Consider the following 20,839-nt stretch of genomic DNA (forward strand, 5'->3'; position numbering starts at 1 on the left):
CCCCCATGCTTTTCATGGTTGAAATGGACGTCAACATCCCCCTCGACTTCGACGCCGAGGAAGCCGCGCGCCTCAAGGCCGAGGAGAAGGCCTACTCGCAGAAGCTGCAGGCCGATGGCACCTGGCGCCACATCTGGCGCAAGACCGGGCTCTATTCGAACGTCAGCATCTTCGATGTCGCGAGCAACGAGGCGCTTCACGACGTGCTCATGGCGCTGCCGCTCTACCCCTTCATGGCGATGAAGGTGACGCCGCTCAACCGCCACCCCTCGGCCATTCGCGAAGACGACACCTGAGGGCGCCCAAAGCCCAACCAATTTCTATAATCGGGAGAGTTCACCATGGATGTGACCTTTGTAAAAACACCGGAAATTCAGAAGCTGCTCGATACCGCGGCGGGCATCGGCCAGGAGGGCGGCGACACGCGCCTCAAGGGCATCGTGCGCGACCTGACCGAGTCGATCATGGAAGTGATCGTCAAGCACGACATCTCGGAAGACGAATTCTGGGGCGCCATCAAGTTCTTCGCCGATGGCGCGGGTGAACTCGGCCTGATCGCTCCGGGCTCGGGCCTCGAGCACTTCATGGACCTCTACATGGACGCCAAGGACGCCGAAGCGGGCCTTTCGGGCGGCACGCCGCGCACCATCGAGGGCCCGCTCTACGTCTCGGGAGCCCCGCTCGTCGAGAACGGCGCGAACCTTACCAGCGACCCGGATCCCGAAGCGGACAACCTCACCATGACGGGCGCCATCACCGGCCCCGACGGCGAGCCCGTCAAGGACGCCGTCGTCCATGTCTGGCACGCCAACTCGCAGGGGTGGTACTCGCACTTCGACCCCACCACCGAGCAGACGCCGTTCAACAACCGCCGCCGCATCAAGCTGGGCGACGACGGCAAGTACGTCTTCCACTCGAAGATGCCGAGCGGCTACTCGTGCCCCCCGGGCGGCGCGACCGAAACGCTCATGTTTGCACTGGGCCGCCACGGCAGCCGTCCCGCCCACGTCCACTTCTTCGTGGAAGCGCCGGGCTACCGCACGCTGACCACGCAGATCAACTTTGGCGATGATCCTTTCGCCAAGGACGACTTTGCCTTCGGGACCCGCGAGGGCCTGCTGCCGGTGCCGAGCCGCCAGGGCGACCGTGTCGACCTCGCGTTCGACTTCCAGCTGCAGAAGGCAACTTCGCAGGACGACGAGCAGCTCTCGACCCGCCGCCGCGCCAGCGCCGAGGCGGAAACCGAAGCCGCCTGAGAATAGCCCGCACACGGGCACCACGATCACGGGAGACAGGATCATGACGCATCGTTTGAAAGAGAAGGTGGCGACCGCCGTCGTCGACAACCCGGAGACCGGCGAGTTTCGCTGCCGCCGGGACGTCTTCACCGACCCGGAGCTGTTCGAACTGGAGATGAAGTACATCTTCGAGAGCAACTGGGTCTATCTCGCCCATGAAAGCCAGGTCGAAAAGAAGAACGACTACTTCACGACCTTCATCGGCCGCGTGCCCGTGATCCTGACCCGGGGCAAGGAGGACGCGCTCCACTGCGTCGTCAACGCCTGTGCCCACCGTGGTGCCCAGCTGTGCCGCAAGAAGCGCGGCAACCAGCCGCTCTTCGTGTGCCCGTTCCACGGCTGGAGCTTCAAGAACGACGGTTCGCTGCTGCGCGCCAAGGACGCCAGCACCGGCGCCTATCCCGAAAGCTTCAACCTCGATGGCTCGCACGACCTGACGCGCGTGAAGATCGAAAGCTACCGTGGCTTCATCTTCGGCTCGCTCAACCACGACGTGCTCCCGCTTGAGGAGCACCTGGGCGAGGCCAAGGTCATCATCGACCAGATGGTCGACCAGGCGCCCGAAGGCCTGGAAGTCCTCGTCGGCAATTCCAGCTACACCTTCGATGGCAACTGGAAGATGCAGATGGAGAACGGGTGTGACGGCTACCACGTCAGCTCGGTCCACGAGAACTACCAGTCGACCATGGGGCGCCGCGCCGAAGGCGGCACCAAGGCGGTCGACGCCAATGGCTGGTCCAAGGCCCCGGCAAGCGGTGTCTACGGTTTCGAGCATGGCCACATCCTGCTCTGGACGCAGGTGATGAACCCCGAAGTGCGCCCGATCTGGAACCGCAAGGACGACCTGGAAGCCCGGCTTGGTGAACAGAAGGCCAAGTTCATCATGGAGCAGACGCGCAATCTTGCGCTCTATCCCAATGTCTTCCTGATGGACCAGTTCTCCACCCAGATCCGCGTCGTGCGCCCGCTCGACGTGCACACCACCGAGGTGACGATCTACTGCTACGCCCCCAAGGGCGAGAGCGCACAGGACCGTGCACACCGCATCCGCCAGTACGAGGACTTCTTCAACGTCTCGGGGATGGGAACGCCCGATGACCTCGAAGAATTCCGCAGCTGCCAGCACGCCTACGAAGGCGCCGGTTCGCTCTGGAACGACCTCAGCCGCGGCGCGACCCGCTGGATCGAAGGTCCCGACGCGAACGCCAAGGCCATGGGCATGAACCCGCTCCTTTCCAGCGAACGTTCGGAAGACGAAGGTCTCTTCGTGCGCCAACACGAGTTCTGGGCCCAGATCATGCTGGACGGGATCGAGAAGGATGCAACGCCCGCAGAAATGATGGAGGCGGCAGAATGACCATGACGCTCGAAAAGGACACCGCTGCGCTTTCCTACCAGGACATCTGCGCGTTCCTCTACCGCGAGGCGCGCCTGCTCGATGATCGCGACTACGAGGAATGGCTCGAATGCTATTCGCCCGATGTCGAGTACTGGATGCCGGCCTGGACCGACGATGACGAACTGTGCACCGATCCCCAGACGCAGATCTCGCTGATCTACTACCCCAACCGCAATGGTCTGGAAGATCGCGTCTACCGCATCCGCACCGAGCGCTCCTCGGCCTCGATGCCCCAGCCGCGCACGGCCCATTCGGTCAACAACGTCGAGGTGCTGGAAACGCGTGAGGGCGAGATCGACCTGCGCTACAACTGGCACACGCTCAGCCATCGCTCGAAGACCACGCTGCAGTTCTTCGGCACCACCTTCCTCACCCTCGATGTCTCGGGTGAGACCCCGAAGATCGTGAAGAAGAAGATCGTTCTCAAGGACGATTACATTCACCAGATCATCGACATCTACCACGTCTGAGGAGGCCCCCCGTGATTTTCGAAGGACGTTTTTGCCGATAAGGTCATGATCGTGACCGGGGCTGCGCAGGGCATCGGAGCGGGTGTCGCCACCCGCGCCGCGGCCGAAGGCGCGCGCGTGGTGCTTGTCGACCGCGCCGAGTTCGTCGCGGACGTCGAGGCGGAAATCACGCAGGCGGGCGGCACGGCGATCTCGGTCGTGTGCGACCTTGAAACCTACGAGGGCGCACGTTCGGCGGCCGAGGCAGCGGTGGCCGCGTTCGGCCGCATCGATATCCTCGTCAACAACGTGGGCGGTGCGATCCGCATGCGCCCTTACGCCGAGTTCGAGCCCGAACAGATCGACGCGGAAATCCGCCGCTCGCTCATGCCCACGCTCTATGGCTGCCACGCGGTCCTGCCCGCGATGCTGGAGCAGGGCGCGGGCACCATCGTCAATGTCTCGTCCAATGCGACGCGCGGCATTCGCCGGGTGCCTATTCGGCGGCGAAGGGCGGGGTCAACGGTCTCACCATGAGCCTCGCCATGGAATATGGCGAACAGGGCATCCGCGTCGTCGCCACAGCGCCCGGCGGCACGTCCGCGCCCCCGCGCAAGGTGCCGCGCAACGCGTCTGGCGACACCGCGCAGGAGCAGGCCTGGATGGCCGAGGCGGTCGAACAGGTGACCACCTCGACCTTCGTGAAACGCTACGGCACGCTGGATGAGCAGATCGCCCCGATCCTGTTCCTGGCCTCCGACGAGGCCAGCTACATGACCGGCTCCGTCCTGCCCGTTGCGGGCGGCGACCTGGGATAAGGAAGACCATGAGCAAGATTTACGAGAGCCCCGCAGCCGCGCTGGACGGCGTGCTGTTCGACGGGATGACGATCATGTCGGGAGGCTTTGGCCTTTCGGGCAACCCGGAGAGCCTGATCCCCGAGATCCGCAAGTCGGGCGTGAAGGACCTCACCGTCGTCTCGAACAACGCGGGCGCCGACGGCTTTGGCCTCTGGATGCTCCTGGAAAGCCGCCAGGTGAAGAAGATGATCTCCTCCTACGTGGGCGAGAACAAGCTCTTCGAAAGCCAGTACCTTTCGGGCGAGCTGGAACTGGAACTGAACCCGCAGGGGACGCTTGCCGAGCGCATCCGCGCCGGCGGCGCCGGGATCCCGGCCTTCTACACCAAGACGGGCGTTGGCACCGTGGTCGCCGAAGGCAAGCCGGTCGAAACCTTCGAGGGTGAGGACTACGTGCGCGAGACCTGGCTGCGCAGCGACCTTTCGATCATCAAGGCCTGGCGGGCGGACCCGGAGGGCAACCTCATGTTCCGCAAGACCGCGCGCAACTTCAACCCGAACATGGCGACCGCGGGCAAGGTGACCGTCGTCGAGGTGGAAGAGATCGTGCCCGAGGGCACCTTCGATCCCGACTGCATCCACACGCCCGGCATCTACGTCGACCGCGTGGTGCTCTCCACCATCAACGAGAAGCGCATCGAGAAGAAGACCGTGCGCGAAAGGGAGGCCGTTTAATGACGCAGGAAGCCAAGGGCTGGGACCGCAACCAGATGGCCGCGCGCGCGGCCAAGGAACTCAAGGACGGTTTCTACGTGAACCTGGGCATCGGGATCCCGACGCTCGTCGCCAACTACGTGCCCGAGGGCATGAAGGTGACGCTGCAGTCGGAAAACGGGATGCTGGGCATCGGGCCGTTTCCCTATGATGGCGAGGAAGATCCCGACCTCATCAACGCGGGCAAGCAGACCGTCACTGCGCTGCCGACCTCCAGCTTCTTCTCCAGCGCCGATAGCTTCTCGATGATCCGTGGCGGCCACATCGACATGGCCGTCCTGGGCGCGATGGAAGTGAGCGCGAACGGCGATCTTGCGAACTGGATGATCCCGGGCAAGATGGTCAAGGGCATGGGCGGCGCGATGGACCTTGTCGCGGGCGTCAAGAAGATCGTCGTGGTCATGGATCACTGCACCAAGAAGGGCGAATCCAAGATCCTGCCCGAGTGCACCCTGCCGCTGACCGGCAAGGCCGTGGTCGACATGATCATCACGGACCTGTGCGTCTTTGCCGTCGACCGCGCCGAAGGTGGCCTCAGCCTCGTGGAACTGGCACCGGGCGTCACCCTCGACGAAGTGCGCGCGAAGACCGCCGTGCCCTTCGATACCTCCGCGCTGGAAGAGGTGGCCTGATGCCCTTTACCCAGGTTTCGGGCGCGCAGATCTACTGGAAGATGGACGGGCGCGAAGGCGCGCCGGTCCTCGTCCTTTTGAACTCCATCGGTTCGGACATGGACCTGTGGGACCCCGCGCTGGCACATCTGCGCGATCAGTTCCGCCTGCTGCGCATCGACACGCGCGGCCACGGCGCCTCGCAGGCCGAGCCGGGCGACTATACGCTCTCGCTTCTGGCCGAGGACATCCTCGCGGTCGCCAGGGAGGCGGGTGTCGAGAGTTTTACGCTCGCAGGCGTCTCGCTGGGCGGCATGATCGGCATGGAGATCGCCCTCTCCCACCCCGGCGTCCTGGAGAAGCTGGTGCTGGTCTGCACCTCGGCCACCATGGACGCGGCCTCGTGGGACCAGCGCATTGCGACGGTGCGCGAAAAGGGCATGGTCGCCATTGCCGAGATGGCGATGGGCCGCTTCCTCTCGCCCGAATTCCGCGCCGAAGAGCCTGCCGTCTATGACGCCGTGCTGCGTCAGCTCATCGCGACCGACGCGCAAGGCTACGCGGGCTGCGGCGCAGCAATCCGCGACATGGACCTGGCGGGCCGTATTTCCGCCATTGCCTGCCCGACGCTGGTCGTCACCGGCACGCGCGACACCTCGACCCCGCTGGAGGGCCACGGTGAAACCCTGCTGCAGACGATCTCCGGCGTGCAGCATCTCGCGCTCGAGGCCGCGCATCTGGCGCCCCTCGAAGCGCCCGAGGCGCTGGCCGCGGGCATGACGTCCTTCCTTACGAACTGAAGCCGAGACCTGACGTGACCCAAGCCTTCATCTGCGATGCCATCCGTACCCCCGTCGGCAAGCTCGGCGGCTCGCTCTCGGGCATCCGCGCCGACGATCTGGCCGCCGTGCCGCTGGCCGCTCTGGTCGAGCGCAACCCGGACGTGGACTGGGCGCGCGTCGATGACGTGATCCTGGGCTGTGCGAACCAGGCGGGCGAGGACAACCGCAATGTCGCGCGCATGGGGGCGCTGCTGGCAGGCCTGCCCGAGAACGTGCCGGGCGTCACCGTCAACCGCCTGTGCGCGTCCGGTCTCAACGCGCTGGGCATGGCCGCGCAGGCGATCAAGGCGGGCGATGCGGACCTGATGATCGCGGGCGGGTCGAGCACATGACCCGCAGCCCCTACGTTCTGGGCAAGGCGGGCAGCGCGTTCGGGCGCGACCAGAAGATCGAGGACACGACGCTCGGCTGGCGCTTCATCAACCCCAAGATGAAGGAACTCTACGGCGTCGAATCGATGCCGCAGACCGGCGAGAACGTGGCCGAGGACTACAACGTCAGCCGCGAGGACCAGGACCTCTTCGCCTTCAACAGCCAGGAAAAGGCCGCCGCCGCGCAGGCGAGCGGGCGACTGGCGAAGGAGATCGTCCCGGTCACGATCCCGCAGCGCAAGGCCGACCCGCTCGTCTTCGACGCCGACGAGCATCCCCGCCGCTCCAGTCTTGACGTGCTTGCCAAGCTCAAGAGCGTGGTGAAGCCGGGCGGCACGGTGACGGCGGGCAACGCGTCCGGCCTCAACGACGGCGCGGCGGCCATGCTGGTCGCTTCCGAAGAGGCCGCGAAAATCCACGGTCTTACCCCGCGCGCGCGCGTTCTGGGCATGTCGGCCGCGGGCATTGCGCCCCGCGTCATGGGCGTTGGCCCCATCGAGGCCGCGCGCCGTGTTCTGGCGCGCCAGGGCATGACCATGGACCAGGTCGACGTGATCGAACTCAACGAGGCGTTTGCCAGCCAGGCCATCGCCACGCTGCGCGCGCTCGACATCGACCCGCTCACCGACCCGCGCGTCAACCGCAACGGCGGCGCCATTGCGCTGGGCCATCCGCTCGGCATGTCGGGCGCGCGCATCGCGATGAGCGCGGTGGAGGAACTGCACGTGACGGGCGGCAGCTACGCGCTTGTCTTCCTGTGCATCGGCGTCGGGCAGGGCCTGGCCGTCCTGCTTGAGCGCGTCTGAGCGCCGCCCACCCGAAAACCACGCGAAAACAAGAAGGAGAGGTCGCATGACGGAACAGTCGTCTGTCGTTATCGTCGGAGCCGGACACGGGGGCGCGCAGTGCGCCATTGCGCTGCGGCAGAACGGTTTTGAAGGCGCGATCACCGTCATCGGCCGCGAACCCGAACTCCCCTATGAGCGCCCGCCGCTCTCCAAGGAGTACTTCGCGCGCGAGAAGACCTTCGACCGTCTCTACATCCGGCCGGAGACCTTCTGGGCCGAAAAGGACGTGACCTTCCGTCTCTCCACCGAAGTGACCGGGGTCGACCCGGAGGCGAAGACGGTGGCGCTCTCGGATGGCGGGACGCTGGACTACACGCACCTCGTCTGGGCAACCGGCGGCGATCCCCGCCGCCTGACCTGTGCGGGCGCGGACCTGGCGGGGGTACATGCGGTGCGCACCCGTGAGGACTGCGACCGTCTCATGTCCGAAGTCGACGCAGGGATCCGCCGCGTGGTCGTGATCGGCGGCGGCTACATCGGTCTGGAGGCCGCCGCTGTCCTCTCCAAGCTCGACCTTGAAGTCACTCTGCTCGAAGCGCAGGACAGGGTGCTCGCGCGTGTCGCGGGCGAGGAACTGTCCGCCTTCTACGAGGCCGAGCACCGCGCCCACGGCGTGGATCTGCGCACCGGAACCCTGGTCGAGTGCCTTGAAGGCGATGGGCACAAGGTGACGGGCGTGCGCCTGGCCGATGGCGCGGTCCTGCCCGCCGACGCGGTGATCGTGGGCATCGGCATCGTGCCCGCCGTCGCGCCTCTGCTGAGCGCAGGCGCCGAGGGCGCGAACGGGGTCGCGGTCGATGATCACTGCCAGACAAACCTGCCCGGCGTCTACGCCATCGGCGACTGCGCGCAGTTCGCCTGTGCCTATGCGGGCGGCGCGGATATGCGCGTGGAATCGGTCCAGAACGCGACCGACATGGCGACCTGCGTTGCCAAGGCGATCTGCGGCAATCCGGCCCCTTACAAGGCCTTCCCCTGGTTCTGGTCGAACCAGTATGACCTTCGCCTGCAGACCGCGGGGATCAACGCGGGCTACGACGAAACCGTGCTGCGCGGCGATCCGGAAACCCGCAAGTTCTCGGTCGTGTACTTGCGCGAAGGCAAGGTCGTTGCGGTCGATTGCGTGAACAACGCCAAGGACTTCGTGCAGGGGCGCAAGCTGGTCGAGGCCGGCGCCCAGGTCCCGGCGCAATTCCTCGCGGATCCCGCAAAGCCCCTGAAGGAACTGCTGCCCGCCTGATCGGACAGAGCTATCGAAAAGATGGCTATCCACGTGCACCTGTTATAGCTTCTCTCGATCATTCGGGAGGAGCGCAGGCGCGATGGATATCCGGCAACTCGAACGCTTCGTGGAAGTCGCGAGCCTTGGCAGCGTCAACCGCGCGGCTGAGACGCTTGCCGTCTCGCAGCCCTCGCTGTCGCGCAGCCTGCAGATGCTGGAGGAGAGCCTGGGAGCCCCACTCTTCACGCGCGGCGCGCGCGGTGTCGAGCTGACACCGCATGGTATCGAACTCCTGCCGCGCGCGCGGCTGATCCTTGCCGAGCGCGATCGGGCGGTGGAGGCGGTGCGGGCCGGGGCAGGCCAAGGCCGCGAGACCCTGCACATCGGCACCGACGCCGCCTTTGCCATGCAGCGCCTGCCGCGCGCGCTTGCCGCGCTCGCGCGCAGCCATCCCCGAGTCCAGGTGCAGGTGCGCGAGGGGCCGCTCGGCGCGCTGCTTGATGCCTTGCGCGAAGGGGCGGTGCGGCTCGTCTTCGGTGCGCGCGGGCCCTATGTCGATCTGGAAGGCCTGGCGTTCGAGACCCTCGCCATGGAAAGCGCGGGCGTCATCATGCGCGCCGACCATCCGCTGGCGGGGCAGGCGCGAGTGGGTCTGGCCGACCTTGCGCAGGAGCGCTGGATCGTGCCCGACCACCCGGCGCTGGTTGCAGGCTGGCGCGAGATGTTCGCGCGCGCCGAACTGACCGAGCCGCCCATCGCGCTGCGCACCTCCTCGCTTCATGTGGTAAAGGGATGCCTTCTGGAAGGGCCCTTCGTGTCGCTCGGCGATCGCAGCAGCTTCGCCGCCGAAATCGGCTCGGGCCAGTTGGTCTCGCTCGACCTTGGGCTGGCTCGCTATGAGCGCCCGACCGGCCTCTTCACGCGGCCCGAAGGACGGTTGTCCCCGTCCGAGCACGCGCTGGTCGCGGCGCTGCGCGAAGCTTGATTACAGCCCGGGGATCGCGACCGCACCGGGCGTTTCGGCCTCGAAGCTGGCAATCGGATAGGCGCAGTAATCGGCGGCGTAGTAGGCGCTGGGGCGGTGGTTGCCCGAATCGCCAAGGCCTCCGAAGGGCATGTTGGCGGCCGCGCCCGTGGTCGGGCGGTTGCGGTTGACGACGCCAGCGCGGCTCTCCTCCACGAAGCGCTGCCACAGCGCGCCATCCGCACTGATCAGCCCCGCCGACAGCCCGAAGCGCGTGGCGTTGGCCTCGGCCAGTGCCGCGTCGAAGTCGGGCACGCGGCGCACCTGCAGGACCGGGGCGAAGATCTCCTCGTCGGGGACTTCGATCCCGGTGACATCGAGGATCGCGGGCGCGACGAAGGCGGGCGCGCGGCCCTCGATGCCGTGAAAGGCGCGGATTGAGGTGGCGCCATGGTCGATCAGCGCGCCGACCTGGCGATGGGCCTGCTGCGCGGCCGCGGTGGAGGCGAGCGGGCCCATGAAGGCCGCTTGCGTGGGTTCCTCGTTCCAGGCGGCGATGCCGAGCTTTCCGGTCAGCGCGTCGAGCGCCTCGATGATGGCCGTGCCCATCGCGCCTTCCGGCACGATCAGGCGCCGCGCGCACGAGCAGCGCTGGCCCGAGGTGACAAAGGCGGACTGGACGATGATCGAGGCGGCTTCCTCGGGGCTGTCCCAGGCGATCAGCGGGTTGTTGCCGCCCAGTTCCAGCGCAAGGATCAGGTGGGGGCGGTCAATGGTGGCGTGCTTGAGCGCGCGGCCCGCGTGGGCCGAGCCTGTGAAGAGCAGGCCATCGATGTCGCCCGCCACGAGCGCCTCGCCGGTTTCGCGACCGCCCTGAACCAGGTTGAAGACGCCTTCGGGAAGCCCGGCCTTGTCCCAGGCCGCAGCCATGCGTGCGCCGGTCGCAGGGGCGATCTCGCTAGGCTTGAAGACCACCGTGTTGCCCGCAAGGAGGGCAGGCACGATGTGGCCGTTAGGGAGGTGCCCGGGGAAGTTGTAGGGGCCCAGGACCGCCATCACGCCGTGGCCACGATGGCGCAGTACGGCTTCGCCAAAGGGCATGTCCTGGCGCCGCTCGCCCGCCCGTTCGGCCTGCGCGCGGATGGAGACGGCGACCTTGCCGACCATGCCCTTGGCCTCGGTGCGGGTCTCCCACAGGAGCTTGCCGGTCTCGCGCGAGATCGTTTCGGCAAGGCCCTCTTCGTCTTCGGCGATGGCGGCGGCGAAACGCTCCACGGCGGCGATCCGTTCGCTGAGCGGCGCAGCGCGCCAGGCGCCAAGGGCCTTGCGCGCCTTGGCGATGGCGGCCTCGCAATCGGCGGGCGTGGCGCTTGCGCCCTCCCAGACCACCTCCCCGGTGGCCGGATTGAGCGAGGTGAAGGCGGGGCCGTTGTGGGGCGTTGTCATGTTTTCTCTCCCGGAAAATTCAGCGCGTGGGGCCAAAGCGCACCCGGCCCATCGGGCGCGGGGCGATCAGGTCCTGGATCTGTCCGGACAGCAAGCGCACGTCTTCGGGAATGAAGCGCGCGTACCAGTCCGCGTTGGCCGGCCCCACGCCGTGTTCGGCGCTGAAGCTGCCGTGGTAGTCCTCGACGACGGCGGCGAAGATGGTCTCGCGCGCGGCGTCCGCAATGGCGGGATCGAAGGCGCCTGCGCTCTCGGGCCAGACGCTGTTGCAGTGGAGGCCTCCGTCGCCGATGTGGCCAAAGTCGCACAGCTCAAGCTGGGGGGCCACCTTGGCAAGACGCGCGGCAATATCGGTGCGAAAGCGCATGACATCGCCGCGCTTCATCGCGATGTCGCAGGCGACGACCTTGCCCGACTTGCGCAGGCCCTCGGGCACCGCGTGGCGCACGGCCCACAGCGCGGTGCCGCGGTCGATGCGGGTGTCGGCGATGGTGCCGTCCTCGAACAGGGGCTCGAGCGTTTCGGCGAGCTTTTCCTCCAGCCATTCGGCTTCGATCGCGGCGCCGCCCGAAAGCTCGAGCAGCACGCAGTAGCCCGGGATCTCGCCCGCGAAGGGATCGCGCAGCGAGGAGACATGGGTGATGGCGGCTTCCAGCGCGGGCCGGGAGATCCCCTCGAAGGCGGTGAGCAGTGTGCCAAAGGCGCTTTCCATGCGCGCCAGGACATCGAGCGCGGCCTCGGGATGGGGAAGCGCGAGCAGCGCGGTCACGGTGTTGACCGGCTTCGGGCTCAGCGCGAGCGTCGCGCCTGTCACCACGCCCAGCGTCCCCGAACTGCCCGCGACAAGGTCCTGAAGCGCGAGCGCGCTGTTGTTCTTCCAGAGCTCGGAGCCGAGCGAAAGGATGCGGGGGGCGTCCTCGGAGGTGACGAGTTCGAGGCCCATCAGGTTCTGGCGCACATCGCCATAGCGCAAGAGCCGCGCCCCGCCGGTGTTGGCCGCAACCATGCCGCCGATGGAAGGGTCCGCGCCGAGGTCGATGGGGAAGAACAGGCCATGTTCCTCGGCCGCCGCGTTGAGCTCGGAGAGGAGTACGCCTGCGCCCACCCGCGCCGAGCGGTTGACCGGATCGATGGCGATCTCGCCCTTCAGCCGTTCGAGGCTGAGCACGATCTGGTCCTCCGCGCTCGCGGCAAGCCCGGCGGCGACAAGGCCGGTGCGCGCGCCTTGCGGGATGACGGTCACGCGATGGGCATGGGCCGCTTCCAGGACCTGACGTACCTCGCCGGTGCTGGCGGGACGCACCACGCAGGCCGGCGCGCCGCGCGTGCCGCGTCCATCCTCGGCGTAGGCGTTGATGTCGGTTTCGGTGCTGAGGACATTGGCCTCGCCGACAATCGTCTCAAGGGCAATCCGGGCGTCGCTGGAAAGGGTCATGTGGTCCGTGTCATGGCAAAGATGCCCGTGGCATTGCCGCTGTCGAAACCGAGGTCGAGCGCCTCGCTGCCGGGCAGGGTGTCGCGGGTGATGAATTCGAAGAAGGAGCCGGGCACCGTGCGAGTGACCGGCGCGCCGTCGGCGCGGCGCAAGGGACGCTCGACCATGTCGGCGCGAAAGGCGGTCTGGTGGACGCGGCCCGAGGCGGAGTGCTCGACCTTGTCCTTGATCGGCTTGCCCGCCGCGCGCAGGGCGTCGGCCAGCGCGCCCACATCGGCTACGCGGTCGGTCGCGTGGTTGAAGGCGTTGCCCTCGGTGGCGATCCAGGCGGCTTCCTTCGACTGGGCGAGCAGCGTTTCGTAGTCGTCTTCGAAGGCGGGTTCATGCGCGCGGTCGAAGGCGGAGACGAGGACGGGGAGAAGCGCTCGGCCTCGGCAAAGGGCACGCTGCCTTCGGCCGCGAAGCGGTCAAGCACGGCCTTGGCCTGTGCGCTCAGCGGATCGACCGACGTGTCGAAGACGCGGTGCGCGGCGGCAGCAAACCCGGCGTCGAACTGGTCGACATGAAGCTCGCTGACGAAGTACTGGAGGATGTCCTCGGGATGGTCGAGGTGGCACCAGGCGTGGCCGGTCATCCGGAGGCGCGGCAACGGATACTGCGCGGCCTCGACATAGCCGAGCGGGCGCAGGATGCGCGCGAAGGCCTCCTGCCCGCCGGGAAGGGCACCGGTGGGGCCATCGGGAAAGAGGATCGTGCGCAGCGCGCCGTGGTCGAGCGTGATGCGTGTGTCGATTTCCAGGCGCTCGCCGACATAGCCCGCCGCGCTCGGCACGCCGTCAAGAACGGTGCGGAACAGGGCCGCGCCAAGTGCGGTGGCCATGCTGGCGCGCGAGACGCGCTCGCCCTCGTCGCTCAGCAGCGCAGGCGTCATATTAAGTGCGGCGAGCGTGACGGCGCCGATTTCGTCACCCAGGTGCGCGCGAACCAGGCGTGCAACGGTCGATGTGTGCAGATCCTGCATCGATTGTCTCCTCTGCCCATGCGCTTACCACGCGAAATTCTTGCCCTGCAAACGACAAGCTATCATCAATGCATGATGAAATGGAATGACCTCGCCGGCGTGCATCTGCCTTCCTCGCAATCCTTGCGCAGTTTTCTGGCTGCGGCCCGCCATGGCAGCTTTTCCGAGGCGGGGCGCGCGGTCGGGCTGACCCAGAGCGCGATCAGCCGTCAGATATCCCAACTCGAGGCGCGGCTGGGTGTTCCCTTGTTCGTGCGGGCCGGGCGGCGTGTGGAGCTGAACGCGGCCGGGCGCGCTTATGCCGAGGCGGTGGAGCCTGCGCTCGCGCAGATCGCGCGGGCCAGCGCGCGGCTGGGCGAACAGCGCGGGGACAACAGCCTCACGATTGCCTGCCTGCCCAGCCTGGGCATGCGCTGGCTGGCGCCGCGCCTGCCCCGGCTCTCGGCCCGGCACCCCGAGCTTGTCATCAATATCGCGGCCCGCAGCTGCCTTTCGGCGAGGACGAGGAGGCGGGCGAGTTCGATGCCGCCTTCGATTTCGGGCAGCCGCCCTGGCCCGGGATGAACCATGCCTTCCTGTTTCAGGAGGAAGCGGTCCCGGTCTGCGCGCCCACCTGGCTGGAGGCGAACCCGCTGGATCGCCCGGCAGACCTGGCGGACAAGCCGCTGCTCTTCCAGTCCTCGCGCCCCAGGGCCTGGGACCAGTGGTTCGCGGCGTGCGGCGTGGAACTGGCGCGTCCTTGCGAGGGGCCCCGCATCGGCCACTTCCTGATGCTGGCGCAGGCCGCGGCGGCGGGGGCGGGTGTGGCGCTCATCCCCAGCTTCCTGATCGAACCCGAACTGGCCGCGGGCAGCCTGGTGGTCCCTTTCGAGACCGCGCTGTCGACCCGCGATGCCTACCATCTCGTCTGGCGCGGCGACCCCGAGGGCGGATCGCCGCTCGGCCGGTTCGTGGCCTGGGTGCGCGACGAGGCCAACGCGACGACACCCGATTGAGGCGCTTCGGTCCTCCGTGTCAGGCCGCTTCGGGGATCAGGATGCGCAAGGTGCGCTTGCACAATTCCATGCCCCGCTCGCGCGAGAGGCGGTTGGGCGAGAGGCAGAACTCGAACCACAGGCCGTCCATGGTTGCGGCCATGATGGCGACGGCATCGTCCATCGACGAGGCCTGCGGGCGCTCGGAAAGGCGCGACATCGCATCGGCCAGCAGGCGCCGGACTTCATTGTTGAGGGCATCGTTGCGCGCCGCAAACTCGGGGTCGCTGCGCACCAGCGACCAGAACGCGAGCCAGGCGCCCAGGCTTTGGGTGTTGGCCCATTCGTCGGAGAACAGCTTGTCGAAGAAGGCGTCAAGCGAGACCCAGGCGTCGCGGTCGGGCACCGTGAGTTCGGCGGCAAGGCCCGTGATGACCTGGTTGCAGAGCTCTTCGTAGGTTTCGAGCAGCAGGTTCTGCGGGTTGGTGAAGTAGTGGCGCAACAGGCCATGCGAGACCCCGGCCTGCCGACAGATTTCGCGCCCCGTGGTGCCCCGTGGCCCCAACCTGGAAAGGCATTCGAGGGTCACCTGGAGCAGATCCTGCCGCCGCACGCCGGGTTGCTGGCGCTTGATGGTGCGACGTGGCCTCTGTGCCCCGGGCTGCGGCGTCTCCGTCGGACGAGTGTTCATTTTTATGGTCCCGCTTCTTCTTGTTCTGTTTCGTATCGCGCCCAAAGGCCCCAGCGTTATATTGCAATCGATTCAACGCTAGGCAAGTGGCCATTCGTTGCGCGCCAGAGTGTCTCTTAGTGGTACAGACAAGTGTTTCAACGCGCTTTGCGGCCATGGCTTGCCACGCGAATGGATCCGGGCCAAGACGGGCAGATGAGCCAGAGCGCACCAGTCTTGAAGATCAAGTTGCAGATCTATTCAGGGGATGAGATCGCCATGGGGCCGGGCAAGGCGGACCTGCTCGATGCCATCGGCGAGGAAGGTTCGATCTCCGCCGCGGCGCGCAAGATCGGCATGAGTTACCGCCGGGCCTGGCTCTTGGTCGATACGATGAACCGCTGCTGGCACGAACCGCTGGTGGAAACCGCGCCGGGCGGTTCGGCGCGCGGCGGTGCGCGGATGACCCCCTATGGACGGGGCATACTCCAGCTCTACCGCAGCCTCCAGGAGGAGAGCCGCGGTCTCAGGGATTGTGCGGAGTGGACGGAACTGGGCGCAGCGCTGCGCGACGCGCCGCTGGCGCATCAGAAGTCCTGATCCCGGACGTCACCCCGGTGCCGTTGGGGCCCAGCGTCACGACATGATCGGCAAGCCGGTCCACCTCGCGCCGGTCATGGCTGACGTAGAGGATGGGCAGGGCCAGTTCGTCGCGGATGCGTTCGATCACCTGCATCACCCCGCCGCGCCGTTCCTCGTCGAGCGAGGAGAGCGGCTCGTCCATGAGCAGGAAGCGGGGCCCGGAAAGGAGCGCGCGGCCGATCGCGACACGCTGCATTTCGCCGCCCGACAGCGTGCGCGGCATGCGCTTCAGAAGATGCGCGATGCCCAGGAATTCGCTCGCTTCCTCCAGCGCCATCCAGCGCCGGGCGGCGGGCGCGAGCTTCCAGCCGAACAGCAGATTGTCGCGCACGGTCTTGTGGGGGAACAGGCGGCTGTCCTGGAAGACGTAGCCGCAGGCGCGCTTCTCGGGCGCGAGGTGCAGGCGCGTAGTGCCATCGTAGAGCACCTCCTGGCCCACCGCGATGCGGCCGCTCTGCGGGCGGATCAGCCCGGCGACGGCGTTGAGCACGCTCGTCTTGCCCGCCCCCGAGGTGCCAAACAGGGCGGTGAGGCCCGGCCCGACGCGGAAACGGGCCGCGATGTGCGCGCTGCCGCGCTGGAGGGCGATGTCGACGTCAAAGGGCATGGCCGGCCTTCCTCTGTCCGGAGCGCCGGGTCAGTGTCTCGGAGATCACCAGCGCGGCGAGCGAGAGCAGCACCGAAATGATCGCGAGGCGCGCCACGTCGCCCTCGCTGCCCGGGATCTGCAGCGCGGTATAGATCGCGAGCGGCAGCGTGCGGGTCTCGCCCGGAATGTTCGAGGCAAAGGTGATCGTCGCGCCAAATTCGCCGATGGACCGCGCAAAGCCCAGGACAAGCGCGGCCATCACGCCGGGAAGCGCGAGGGGCAGCGTGACGCTGGCAAAGGTGCGCCAAGGCCCTGCGCCCAGCGTGCGCGCGGCGCTTTCCAGGCGCCGGTCGACTTCCTCGAGTGAGAGCCGGATCGCGCGCACCATCAGCGGCAAGGCCATGATCGCGGCCGCAAGCGCTGCGCCGGTCCAGCGGAAGATGAGACCGAGCCCGAAGGTATCGAGCAGGAAGCGCCCGACCGGCCCGTTGCTGCCAAAGGCGAGCAGCAGCATCCAGCCCGTCACCACCGGCGGCAGGACGAGCGGGAGGTGGACGATGGCATCCAGCAGCACCTTGCCGGGAAAGCGCCCGCGCGCGAGCAGCCAGGCCAGCGCAAAGGCCAGTGGCAGGTCGATCAGGATCGCCACGCCGCTCACTTTGAGCGAGAGGACGACGACCTGCCATTCCTCGGGGGAGAGGAGGCCTGCCATGCTCAGTTCGTGCGGAACCCGAAGCGGGCGAAGACGGCCTTGCCCTGGCTGGAAATCAGGAACTTTCGGAACGCCTCGGCCTCCCGGTTGGCGGCCTTTGCGGTCAGCGCGACGGGATAGCTGATCGGGGTGTGGCTGGAGCGCGGGAAGGTGCCGACGACGCGCACGCCCGGATCGGCCTTGGCATCGGTGGCATAGACGATCCCCAGCGGGGTTTCGCCCCGGCTGACGAAGGCGAGCGCGACGCGCACGTTCTCGGCGCTGGCAACCTTGCCCGAAACGCTCTCCCACACGCCCAGCTTCTGGAGCGCTTCCTTGCCGTAGCGTCCGGCGGGAACGGCGTTGGTGTCGGCCATGGCGAGACGGCGGCTGCCAAGCGTGCGCGCGAGCGGGAAGCCCGGCTTGATCGCCAGTTTCAGCGCACTGGACTTGGGGGCGATGAGAACGATGTCGTTGGCAAGGAAGGAACGGCGTGTGGACGTGCGGATCAGCTTGCGGGTCTGGAGATAGTCCATCCACTTCTCGTCGGCCGACACGAAGATGTCGGCCGGCGCCCCGGCCTCGATCTGGCGGGCGAGCGCGGAGGAACCGGCAAAGGAGATGACCGGGCGATCATGGCCCTTCGCGGCCCAGGCATCGGCCGCCGCATTCATCGATTCGCGAAGGCTTGCCGCGGCGAGCACGGTAGGGCCTGCGGCCCATGCGGCCGGGCCGGAAAGGCCGATGGCCAGCAGCAGCGCGAGGGCCGCGCACCAGCGGCCGATTCGGTTCAACATGATCCCTCCGGAAATTGCTATATCCATCTGTATATTAAAATGGCTGTGCGGAAAAGATGTGAAACAGGAATTTGCTGCGGTGCAGCGGGTGTCATGATGCGTTGCATCATCCGATTCTGGTGGGCGATATGTCTCTAAGTCACGAGAAATAGGCGTGTTCCTCAAGCTGCTTATTGCGAGTGAAGAATATTTTTCGCAAGAGCGCGTGGAGCGTGGTCTGGACTCTCAGCAACATTAATATACACTTGGATATAGAAAACGGTGCCGCGACCCCAACGTTTGTCCTGTGCCAGGCACAGGGACAGGTCGCGCGCATGCTCCAGGGAGTTCCCATGACGACGATATTGCAGGGCGCCGTGCGCGCCCGTGACGCGGGCGTGTTGCGCGCGCTGGTCTTGCCCATGCTGCCCGTCCTGCCCCTTTTTCCAGGAGTGGCCCATGCCGGGGAGGGGGATGCCCCCACACTCCAGAAGGCTCTGGGAAATCCCGAGGGGCTGACGGTCGAGGGCCATGTGCGGGCGCGCTACGAGGCGATCGACAACCAGTTTCGTCCCGGCCGCGCGCGCAGCAGCGATGCGCTTCTTTTGCGCAGCGACCTGCAGGTGACCTATGACGCAGGGCCGGTGCAGGTGGGCGGCGAGATCACCGACTCGCGCGCCTATGGTGGGGGTGAGGGCAGTTCGCTCGGCACCACCGAGGTCAACGCGCTGGCGGTGACGCAGGCCTATCTCGCCTTCGATTTTGGCACGGCGCTGGGCGAGGGCACGTCCGCGCGGCTCCAGGCCGGGCGCTTCACCATGGACATGGGCTCGCGCCGCCTTGTCGCGCGCAATCGCTTTCGCAACACGATCAACGCCTTCACCGGCTTTCGGGCGGATTGGACGGGCAAGGGCGGAGAGTCCGTCTCGGCCTTCTACACGATGCCGGTGCGGCGTCTGCCCGGCGACCGGGATGGCATTCTGGATAACCACGTCCACGCCGATAGCCAGGGTTTCGACGAGACCTTCTGGGGCGCTTTTGCGCGCACGCCCATCGGCCTTCGCGGGGCGGCGCTGGAGGGTTATTTCTACGCCCTCGACGAGGATGACACGCCCTCGCGTGCCACGCGCAACCGGCATCTGCGCACGGCCGGGGCGCGGCTGTCGCGCAAGAGTACGGCGGGGTGCCTGGATTTCGACGTCGAGGGGGCCTACCAGTTCGGCAATATCCGCAATTCGACGGCGCCGGGCGCGCTGAAGCGCGACGTCTCGGCCTACTTTGCACACGCCGAGGTGGGCTACCGCTTTTCCGGCGGCTGGAGCCCGCGCGTGGCGCTGGAGCTTGATCTCGTCTCGGGCGACAAACCGGGTGAGAACGGGGGAGGTTCCTACAACCGCTTCGACACCCTGTTCGGCGCGCGCCGCTTCGAGTTCGGACCGACCTCGCTCTACGGAGCGCTGGGCCGTGCCAATATCCGCTCGGTAGGGGCGCTGGTCCAGGCCAGCCCGGCCAAGCGGCTTTCCCTTGCGGCGATGGGCCGGGCGAACTGGGCGGACAGTCTTGAGGACAGTTTTTCCTCGACCGGTGTTTCGGACGCCGATGGGAACGCGGGCCGTTTCGCCGGCTACCAGCTGGAGGCACGCGCGGGCTATTGGCTGGTGCCCAGGGTGCTGGAAATCGACACCGGCGGGGCGGTGCTGTTTCGCGGCGATTTCCTGAAGAATGCAAGCGGTGCCAACGGCTGGGGCGATACGCTCTATGGCTATACCAGCGCGACGGTCCACTTCTGACACGCGCCGGAACGATGGACGAAAACGGACACGTTTGTCGGGTCCCGGACAACACGCTGTAATCCTAACGTACTATAAGTCCTGACCTTTCTGGCTGGCACGCTTCCTGCTTCCACTCGAGCGGACACAGGCAGGAGGACTACCATGGCCTACAAGATCATCGCCTCGCAGTGCACCGGGTGCAGCGCGTGCGAATTCGAATGCCCCAACGCGGCGATCTCGATGAAGGGCGACACCTTCATCATCGATCCCGCCAAGTGCACCGAGTGCGCGGGCGAGTACGACCATCCGCAGTGCGACACGGTCTGCCCCGTCCCCAAGACCTGCGTGCCGGCCTGACCGGCGCGCAAGGGGCATGGGACGGGCCGTGGCCTTCGAGGACAACGCCTTCGAGGACAACCTGGGTGCCGCGCTCGACTGGAAGGGGCGCCCGGTGCGCTGCCGCGAGTGCGACCACCAGTCCATCAACGCGATGGGCCTGTGCGCGAAGGGGCGCGCCTGCATCCGTGACCGCCGCGCGCGCCGGGTGGAGACGTTCCTGCGCGCCAATCCCGAGCTTGCCGACCAGTACCTTGACCATCCCTATTTCGAGGTGCGCGCAGGCGCCGCGCGCCACGCCACGGTGTTCCGGCTCGCTCCCCTGCTGGACGATCCCGAACCCGAAGTCCGCGCGATGGCGACGCTGCGCCTGCCTGCAGAAAGGATCCGCGACATGATCCACGACGAGGACATCGACGTGCGCATCGCGGCGGCCTCGCGCCTGACCGGGGCGGACCTGGTGCCCGCAATCCGCGACGAGGCCTACATGGTGCGCATCACCGCGGTGCGGCGCATGCCGGTCGAGATGCTGCCACTGGTACGCCATGACCCCGATCCGGAAGTGCGCGCCTGGGTCGCCCGGCGCATCGATGTGCGCGCGCTGCCCGACATGGCGTTCGACCCCGACCCGCTGGTGCGCCGCGAGGTTGCCGGGCGGTTGCCGCCCGATCCGCTGCGCCTGCTGGTCGAGGACAGCGACATGCGCGTGCGCTTCACTGTGGCCGAGCGGCTGGCCGAGGAGGATCTCTTCGCGCTGCTCGATGACGAGGAACCCGCCATTCGTGAGCTGGCGCGCACGCGCATCGAGGCGGTGCCCGAACTGGCGGGCCGGCTCGCGGACCATACCGGGAATGACGGTGCCGCCGTGGTGGCTTTTCCCGCGCCCCATGATCCCGGAAAGGAGACCTAG

General features: G+C 67.1%; 21 protein-coding genes and 3 pseudogenes. 17 read left to right on the forward strand and 7 right to left on the reverse strand.

The features are described 5' to 3' along the window. The first annotated feature begins 5 nt into the window (after positions 1 to 5). The 11 genes and pseudogenes from catC to MBENS4_RS11285 all read left to right on the forward strand — a co-directional run bounded on the left by catC (position 6) and on the right by MBENS4_RS11285 (position 9,598). Complete coding sequence (catC, locus tag MBENS4_RS11235) at positions 6 to 296, forward strand: muconolactone Delta-isomerase (protein WP_039390789.1); 291 nt, start codon at positions 6 to 8, stop codon at positions 294 to 296. 45 nt (positions 297 to 341) lie between these two features. Beyond that, on the forward strand, positions 342 to 1,256 hold the full coding sequence (locus tag MBENS4_RS11240) for a dioxygenase family protein (protein ID WP_039390791.1): 915 nt from the start codon (positions 342 to 344) through the stop codon (positions 1,254 to 1,256). 43 nt (positions 1,257 to 1,299) lie between these two features. Further along, a complete protein-coding gene (locus tag MBENS4_RS11245; protein WP_039390793.1) occupies positions 1,300 to 2,655 on the forward strand; it encodes a Rieske 2Fe-2S domain-containing protein in 1,356 nt (451 codons plus the stop codon). After that, on the forward strand, positions 2,652 to 3,167 hold the full coding sequence (benB, locus tag MBENS4_RS11250; protein ID WP_039390795.1) for a benzoate 1,2-dioxygenase small subunit: 516 nt from the start codon (positions 2,652 to 2,654) through the stop codon (positions 3,165 to 3,167). Before MBENS4_RS11245 ends, benB begins: the two co-directional genes overlap by 4 nt. Positions 3,168 to 3,212: 45 nt before the next feature. Then, positions 3,213 to 3,964, forward strand: a pseudogene (gene benD, locus MBENS4_RS11255) (benzoate diol dehydrogenase BenD). An 8-nt stretch (positions 3,965 to 3,972) separates the two neighbouring features. Then, positions 3,973 to 4,680, forward strand: coding sequence for a CoA transferase subunit A (locus tag MBENS4_RS11260; RefSeq protein ID WP_039390797.1), 708 nt, complete (start codon positions 3,973 to 3,975; stop codon positions 4,678 to 4,680). Next, complete coding sequence (locus MBENS4_RS11265) at positions 4,680 to 5,351, forward strand: CoA transferase subunit B (RefSeq protein ID WP_039390799.1); 672 nt, start codon at positions 4,680 to 4,682, stop codon at positions 5,349 to 5,351. Before MBENS4_RS11260 ends, MBENS4_RS11265 begins: the two co-directional genes overlap by 1 nt. Next, the gene (gene pcaD / locus MBENS4_RS11270; RefSeq protein WP_039390800.1) at positions 5,351 to 6,130 is read left to right on the forward strand and encodes a 3-oxoadipate enol-lactonase; all 780 of its coding nucleotides are present in this window, start codon (positions 5,351 to 5,353) and stop codon (positions 6,128 to 6,130) included. The genes MBENS4_RS11265 and pcaD overlap by 1 nt, the downstream gene beginning before the upstream one ends. A 14-nt stretch (positions 6,131 to 6,144) precedes the next feature. Then, positions 6,145 to 7,349, forward strand: a pseudogene (pcaF, locus tag MBENS4_RS11275) (3-oxoadipyl-CoA thiolase). Between the two features lie 46 nt (positions 7,350 to 7,395). Continuing rightward, positions 7,396 to 8,631 carry an NAD(P)/FAD-dependent oxidoreductase gene (locus MBENS4_RS11280; protein ID WP_039390802.1) on the forward strand — a complete coding sequence of 412 codons (1,236 nt, stop codon included), beginning with the start codon at positions 7,396 to 7,398 and terminating at the stop codon, positions 8,629 to 8,631. 82 nt (positions 8,632 to 8,713) lie between these two features. After that, complete coding sequence (locus MBENS4_RS11285; protein WP_039390803.1) at positions 8,714 to 9,598, forward strand: LysR family transcriptional regulator; 885 nt, start codon at positions 8,714 to 8,716, stop codon at positions 9,596 to 9,598. On the opposite strand, the gene astD is transcribed toward MBENS4_RS11285, so the two are convergent. From astD to MBENS4_RS11300, 3 genes and pseudogenes are all read right to left on the reverse strand, one after another. After that, a complete protein-coding gene (gene astD, locus MBENS4_RS11290) occupies positions 9,599 to 11,023 on the reverse strand; it encodes a succinylglutamate-semialdehyde dehydrogenase (protein WP_039390806.1) in 1,425 nt (474 codons plus the stop codon). Between the two features lie 19 nt (positions 11,024 to 11,042). Then, positions 11,043 to 12,458 carry an FAD-binding oxidoreductase gene (locus MBENS4_RS11295; RefSeq protein ID WP_052322211.1) on the reverse strand — a complete coding sequence of 472 codons (1,416 nt, stop codon included), beginning with the start codon at positions 12,456 to 12,458 and terminating at the stop codon, positions 11,043 to 11,045. Then, positions 12,455 to 13,479: pseudogene (locus MBENS4_RS11300) on the reverse strand (2-oxoadipate dioxygenase/decarboxylase family protein). Before MBENS4_RS11300 ends, MBENS4_RS11295 begins: the two are co-directional and overlap by 4 nt. 72 nt (positions 13,480 to 13,551) lie before the next feature. On the opposite strand from MBENS4_RS11300, the gene MBENS4_RS27380 reads away from it, so the two are divergent. Both MBENS4_RS27380 and MBENS4_RS27385 read left to right on the forward strand, forming a co-directional pair. Further along, positions 13,552 to 14,043, forward strand: coding sequence for a LysR family transcriptional regulator (locus MBENS4_RS27380; RefSeq protein WP_340140815.1), 492 nt, complete (start codon positions 13,552 to 13,554; stop codon positions 14,041 to 14,043). Beyond that, complete coding sequence (locus MBENS4_RS27385) at positions 14,040 to 14,474, forward strand: LysR substrate-binding domain-containing protein (protein ID WP_340140816.1); 435 nt, start codon at positions 14,040 to 14,042, stop codon at positions 14,472 to 14,474. The genes MBENS4_RS27380 and MBENS4_RS27385 overlap by 4 nt, the downstream gene beginning before the upstream one ends. Before the next feature lie 19 nt (positions 14,475 to 14,493). Here the strand turns inward: MBENS4_RS27385 and MBENS4_RS11310 are convergent, their stop codons facing one another. Next, the gene (locus MBENS4_RS11310; protein ID WP_039390808.1) at positions 14,494 to 15,144 is read right to left on the reverse strand and encodes a TetR family transcriptional regulator C-terminal domain-containing protein; all 651 of its coding nucleotides are present in this window, start codon (positions 15,142 to 15,144) and stop codon (positions 14,494 to 14,496) included. A 195-nt stretch (positions 15,145 to 15,339) separates the two neighbouring features. On the opposite strand from MBENS4_RS11310, the gene MBENS4_RS11315 reads away from it, so the two are divergent. Then, entirely contained in the window at positions 15,340 to 15,723 is a 384-nt protein-coding gene (locus MBENS4_RS11315) for a winged helix-turn-helix domain-containing protein (RefSeq protein WP_039390810.1), read from the forward strand. On the opposite strand, the gene MBENS4_RS11320 is transcribed toward MBENS4_RS11315, so the two are convergent. The 3 genes from MBENS4_RS11320 to modA are packed head-to-tail and all read right to left on the reverse strand — an operon-like array spanning position 15,650 to position 17,842. Then, entirely contained in the window at positions 15,650 to 16,372 is a 723-nt protein-coding gene (locus tag MBENS4_RS11320) for a molybdenum ABC transporter ATP-binding protein (RefSeq protein ID WP_084592049.1), read from the reverse strand. The two genes, MBENS4_RS11315 and MBENS4_RS11320, sit on opposite strands and share 74 nt — an antisense overlap. After that, positions 16,362 to 17,066, reverse strand: coding sequence for a molybdate ABC transporter permease subunit (modB, locus tag MBENS4_RS11325; protein ID WP_039390811.1), 705 nt, complete (start codon positions 17,064 to 17,066; stop codon positions 16,362 to 16,364). Before modB ends, MBENS4_RS11320 begins: the two co-directional genes overlap by 11 nt. Before the next feature lie 2 nt (positions 17,067 to 17,068). Further along, complete coding sequence (gene modA, locus MBENS4_RS11330) at positions 17,069 to 17,842, reverse strand: molybdate ABC transporter substrate-binding protein (protein WP_039390813.1); 774 nt, start codon at positions 17,840 to 17,842, stop codon at positions 17,069 to 17,071. A gap of 332 nt (positions 17,843 to 18,174) precedes the next feature. Here modA and MBENS4_RS11335 point away from each other — a divergent pair, with 332 nt between their 5' ends. The 3 genes from MBENS4_RS11335 (at position 18,175) to MBENS4_RS11345 (ending at position 20,839) form a co-directional block, all read left to right on the forward strand. Then, positions 18,175 to 19,611, forward strand: a complete 1,437-nt coding sequence (locus MBENS4_RS11335; protein WP_052322212.1) for an alginate export family protein — start codon at positions 18,175 to 18,177, stop codon at positions 19,609 to 19,611. Between the two features lie 144 nt (positions 19,612 to 19,755). After that, the gene (locus tag MBENS4_RS11340; RefSeq protein ID WP_039390815.1) at positions 19,756 to 19,950 is read left to right on the forward strand and encodes a 4Fe-4S dicluster domain-containing protein; all 195 of its coding nucleotides are present in this window, start codon (positions 19,756 to 19,758) and stop codon (positions 19,948 to 19,950) included. A 16-nt stretch (positions 19,951 to 19,966) separates the two neighbouring features. Next, the gene (locus tag MBENS4_RS11345; RefSeq protein WP_039390817.1) at positions 19,967 to 20,839 is read left to right on the forward strand and encodes a 4Fe4S-binding leucine-rich repeat protein; all 873 of its coding nucleotides are present in this window, start codon (positions 19,967 to 19,969) and stop codon (positions 20,837 to 20,839) included.

It is taken from the genome of Novosphingobium sp. MBES04 (genome assembly GCF_000813185.1).
GTDB lineage: Bacteria > Pseudomonadota > Alphaproteobacteria > Sphingomonadales > Sphingomonadaceae > Novosphingobium > Novosphingobium decolorationis.

Excerpts from the sequence above, each read along its gene's own strand:
- catC (WP_039390789.1), top strand. The coding sequence starts at position 6 with ATGCTTTTCATGGTTGAAATGGACGTCAACATCCCCCTCGACTTCGAC.
- MBENS4_RS11240 (WP_039390791.1), top strand. The coding sequence starts at position 342 with ATGGATGTGACCTTTGTAAAAACACCGGAAATTCAGAAGCTGCTCGAT.
- MBENS4_RS11245 (WP_039390793.1), top strand. The coding sequence starts at position 1,300 with ATGACGCATCGTTTGAAAGAGAAGGTGGCGACCGCCGTCGTCGACAAC.
- benB (WP_039390795.1), top strand. The coding sequence starts at position 2,652 with ATGACCATGACGCTCGAAAAGGACACCGCTGCGCTTTCCTACCAGGAC.
- MBENS4_RS11260 (WP_039390797.1), top strand. The coding sequence starts at position 3,973 with ATGAGCAAGATTTACGAGAGCCCCGCAGCCGCGCTGGACGGCGTGCTG.
- MBENS4_RS11265 (WP_039390799.1), top strand. The coding sequence starts at position 4,680 with ATGACGCAGGAAGCCAAGGGCTGGGACCGCAACCAGATGGCCGCGCGC.
- pcaD (WP_039390800.1), top strand. The coding sequence starts at position 5,351 with ATGCCCTTTACCCAGGTTTCGGGCGCGCAGATCTACTGGAAGATGGAC.
- MBENS4_RS11280 (WP_039390802.1), top strand. The coding sequence starts at position 7,396 with ATGACGGAACAGTCGTCTGTCGTTATCGTCGGAGCCGGACACGGGGGC.
- MBENS4_RS11285 (WP_039390803.1), top strand. The coding sequence starts at position 8,714 with ATGGATATCCGGCAACTCGAACGCTTCGTGGAAGTCGCGAGCCTTGGC.
- astD (WP_039390806.1), bottom strand. The coding sequence starts at position 11,023 with ATGACAACGCCCCACAACGGCCCCGCCTTCACCTCGCTCAATCCGGCC.
- MBENS4_RS11295 (WP_052322211.1), bottom strand. The coding sequence starts at position 12,458 with ATGACCCTTTCCAGCGACGCCCGGATTGCCCTTGAGACGATTGTCGGC.
- MBENS4_RS27380 (WP_340140815.1), top strand. The coding sequence starts at position 13,552 with ATGATGAAATGGAATGACCTCGCCGGCGTGCATCTGCCTTCCTCGCAA.
- MBENS4_RS27385 (WP_340140816.1), top strand. The coding sequence starts at position 14,040 with ATGAACCATGCCTTCCTGTTTCAGGAGGAAGCGGTCCCGGTCTGCGCG.
- MBENS4_RS11310 (WP_039390808.1), bottom strand. The coding sequence starts at position 15,144 with ATGAACACTCGTCCGACGGAGACGCCGCAGCCCGGGGCACAGAGGCCA.
- MBENS4_RS11315 (WP_039390810.1), top strand. The coding sequence starts at position 15,340 with ATGAGCCAGAGCGCACCAGTCTTGAAGATCAAGTTGCAGATCTATTCA.
- MBENS4_RS11320 (WP_084592049.1), bottom strand. The coding sequence starts at position 16,372 with ATGCCCTTTGACGTCGACATCGCCCTCCAGCGCGGCAGCGCGCACATC.
- modB (WP_039390811.1), bottom strand. The coding sequence starts at position 17,066 with ATGGCAGGCCTCCTCTCCCCCGAGGAATGGCAGGTCGTCGTCCTCTCG.
- modA (WP_039390813.1), bottom strand. The coding sequence starts at position 17,842 with ATGTTGAACCGAATCGGCCGCTGGTGCGCGGCCCTCGCGCTGCTGCTG.
- MBENS4_RS11335 (WP_052322212.1), top strand. The coding sequence starts at position 18,175 with ATGACGACGATATTGCAGGGCGCCGTGCGCGCCCGTGACGCGGGCGTG.
- MBENS4_RS11340 (WP_039390815.1), top strand. The coding sequence starts at position 19,756 with ATGGCCTACAAGATCATCGCCTCGCAGTGCACCGGGTGCAGCGCGTGC.
- MBENS4_RS11345 (WP_039390817.1), top strand. The coding sequence starts at position 19,967 with ATGGGACGGGCCGTGGCCTTCGAGGACAACGCCTTCGAGGACAACCTG.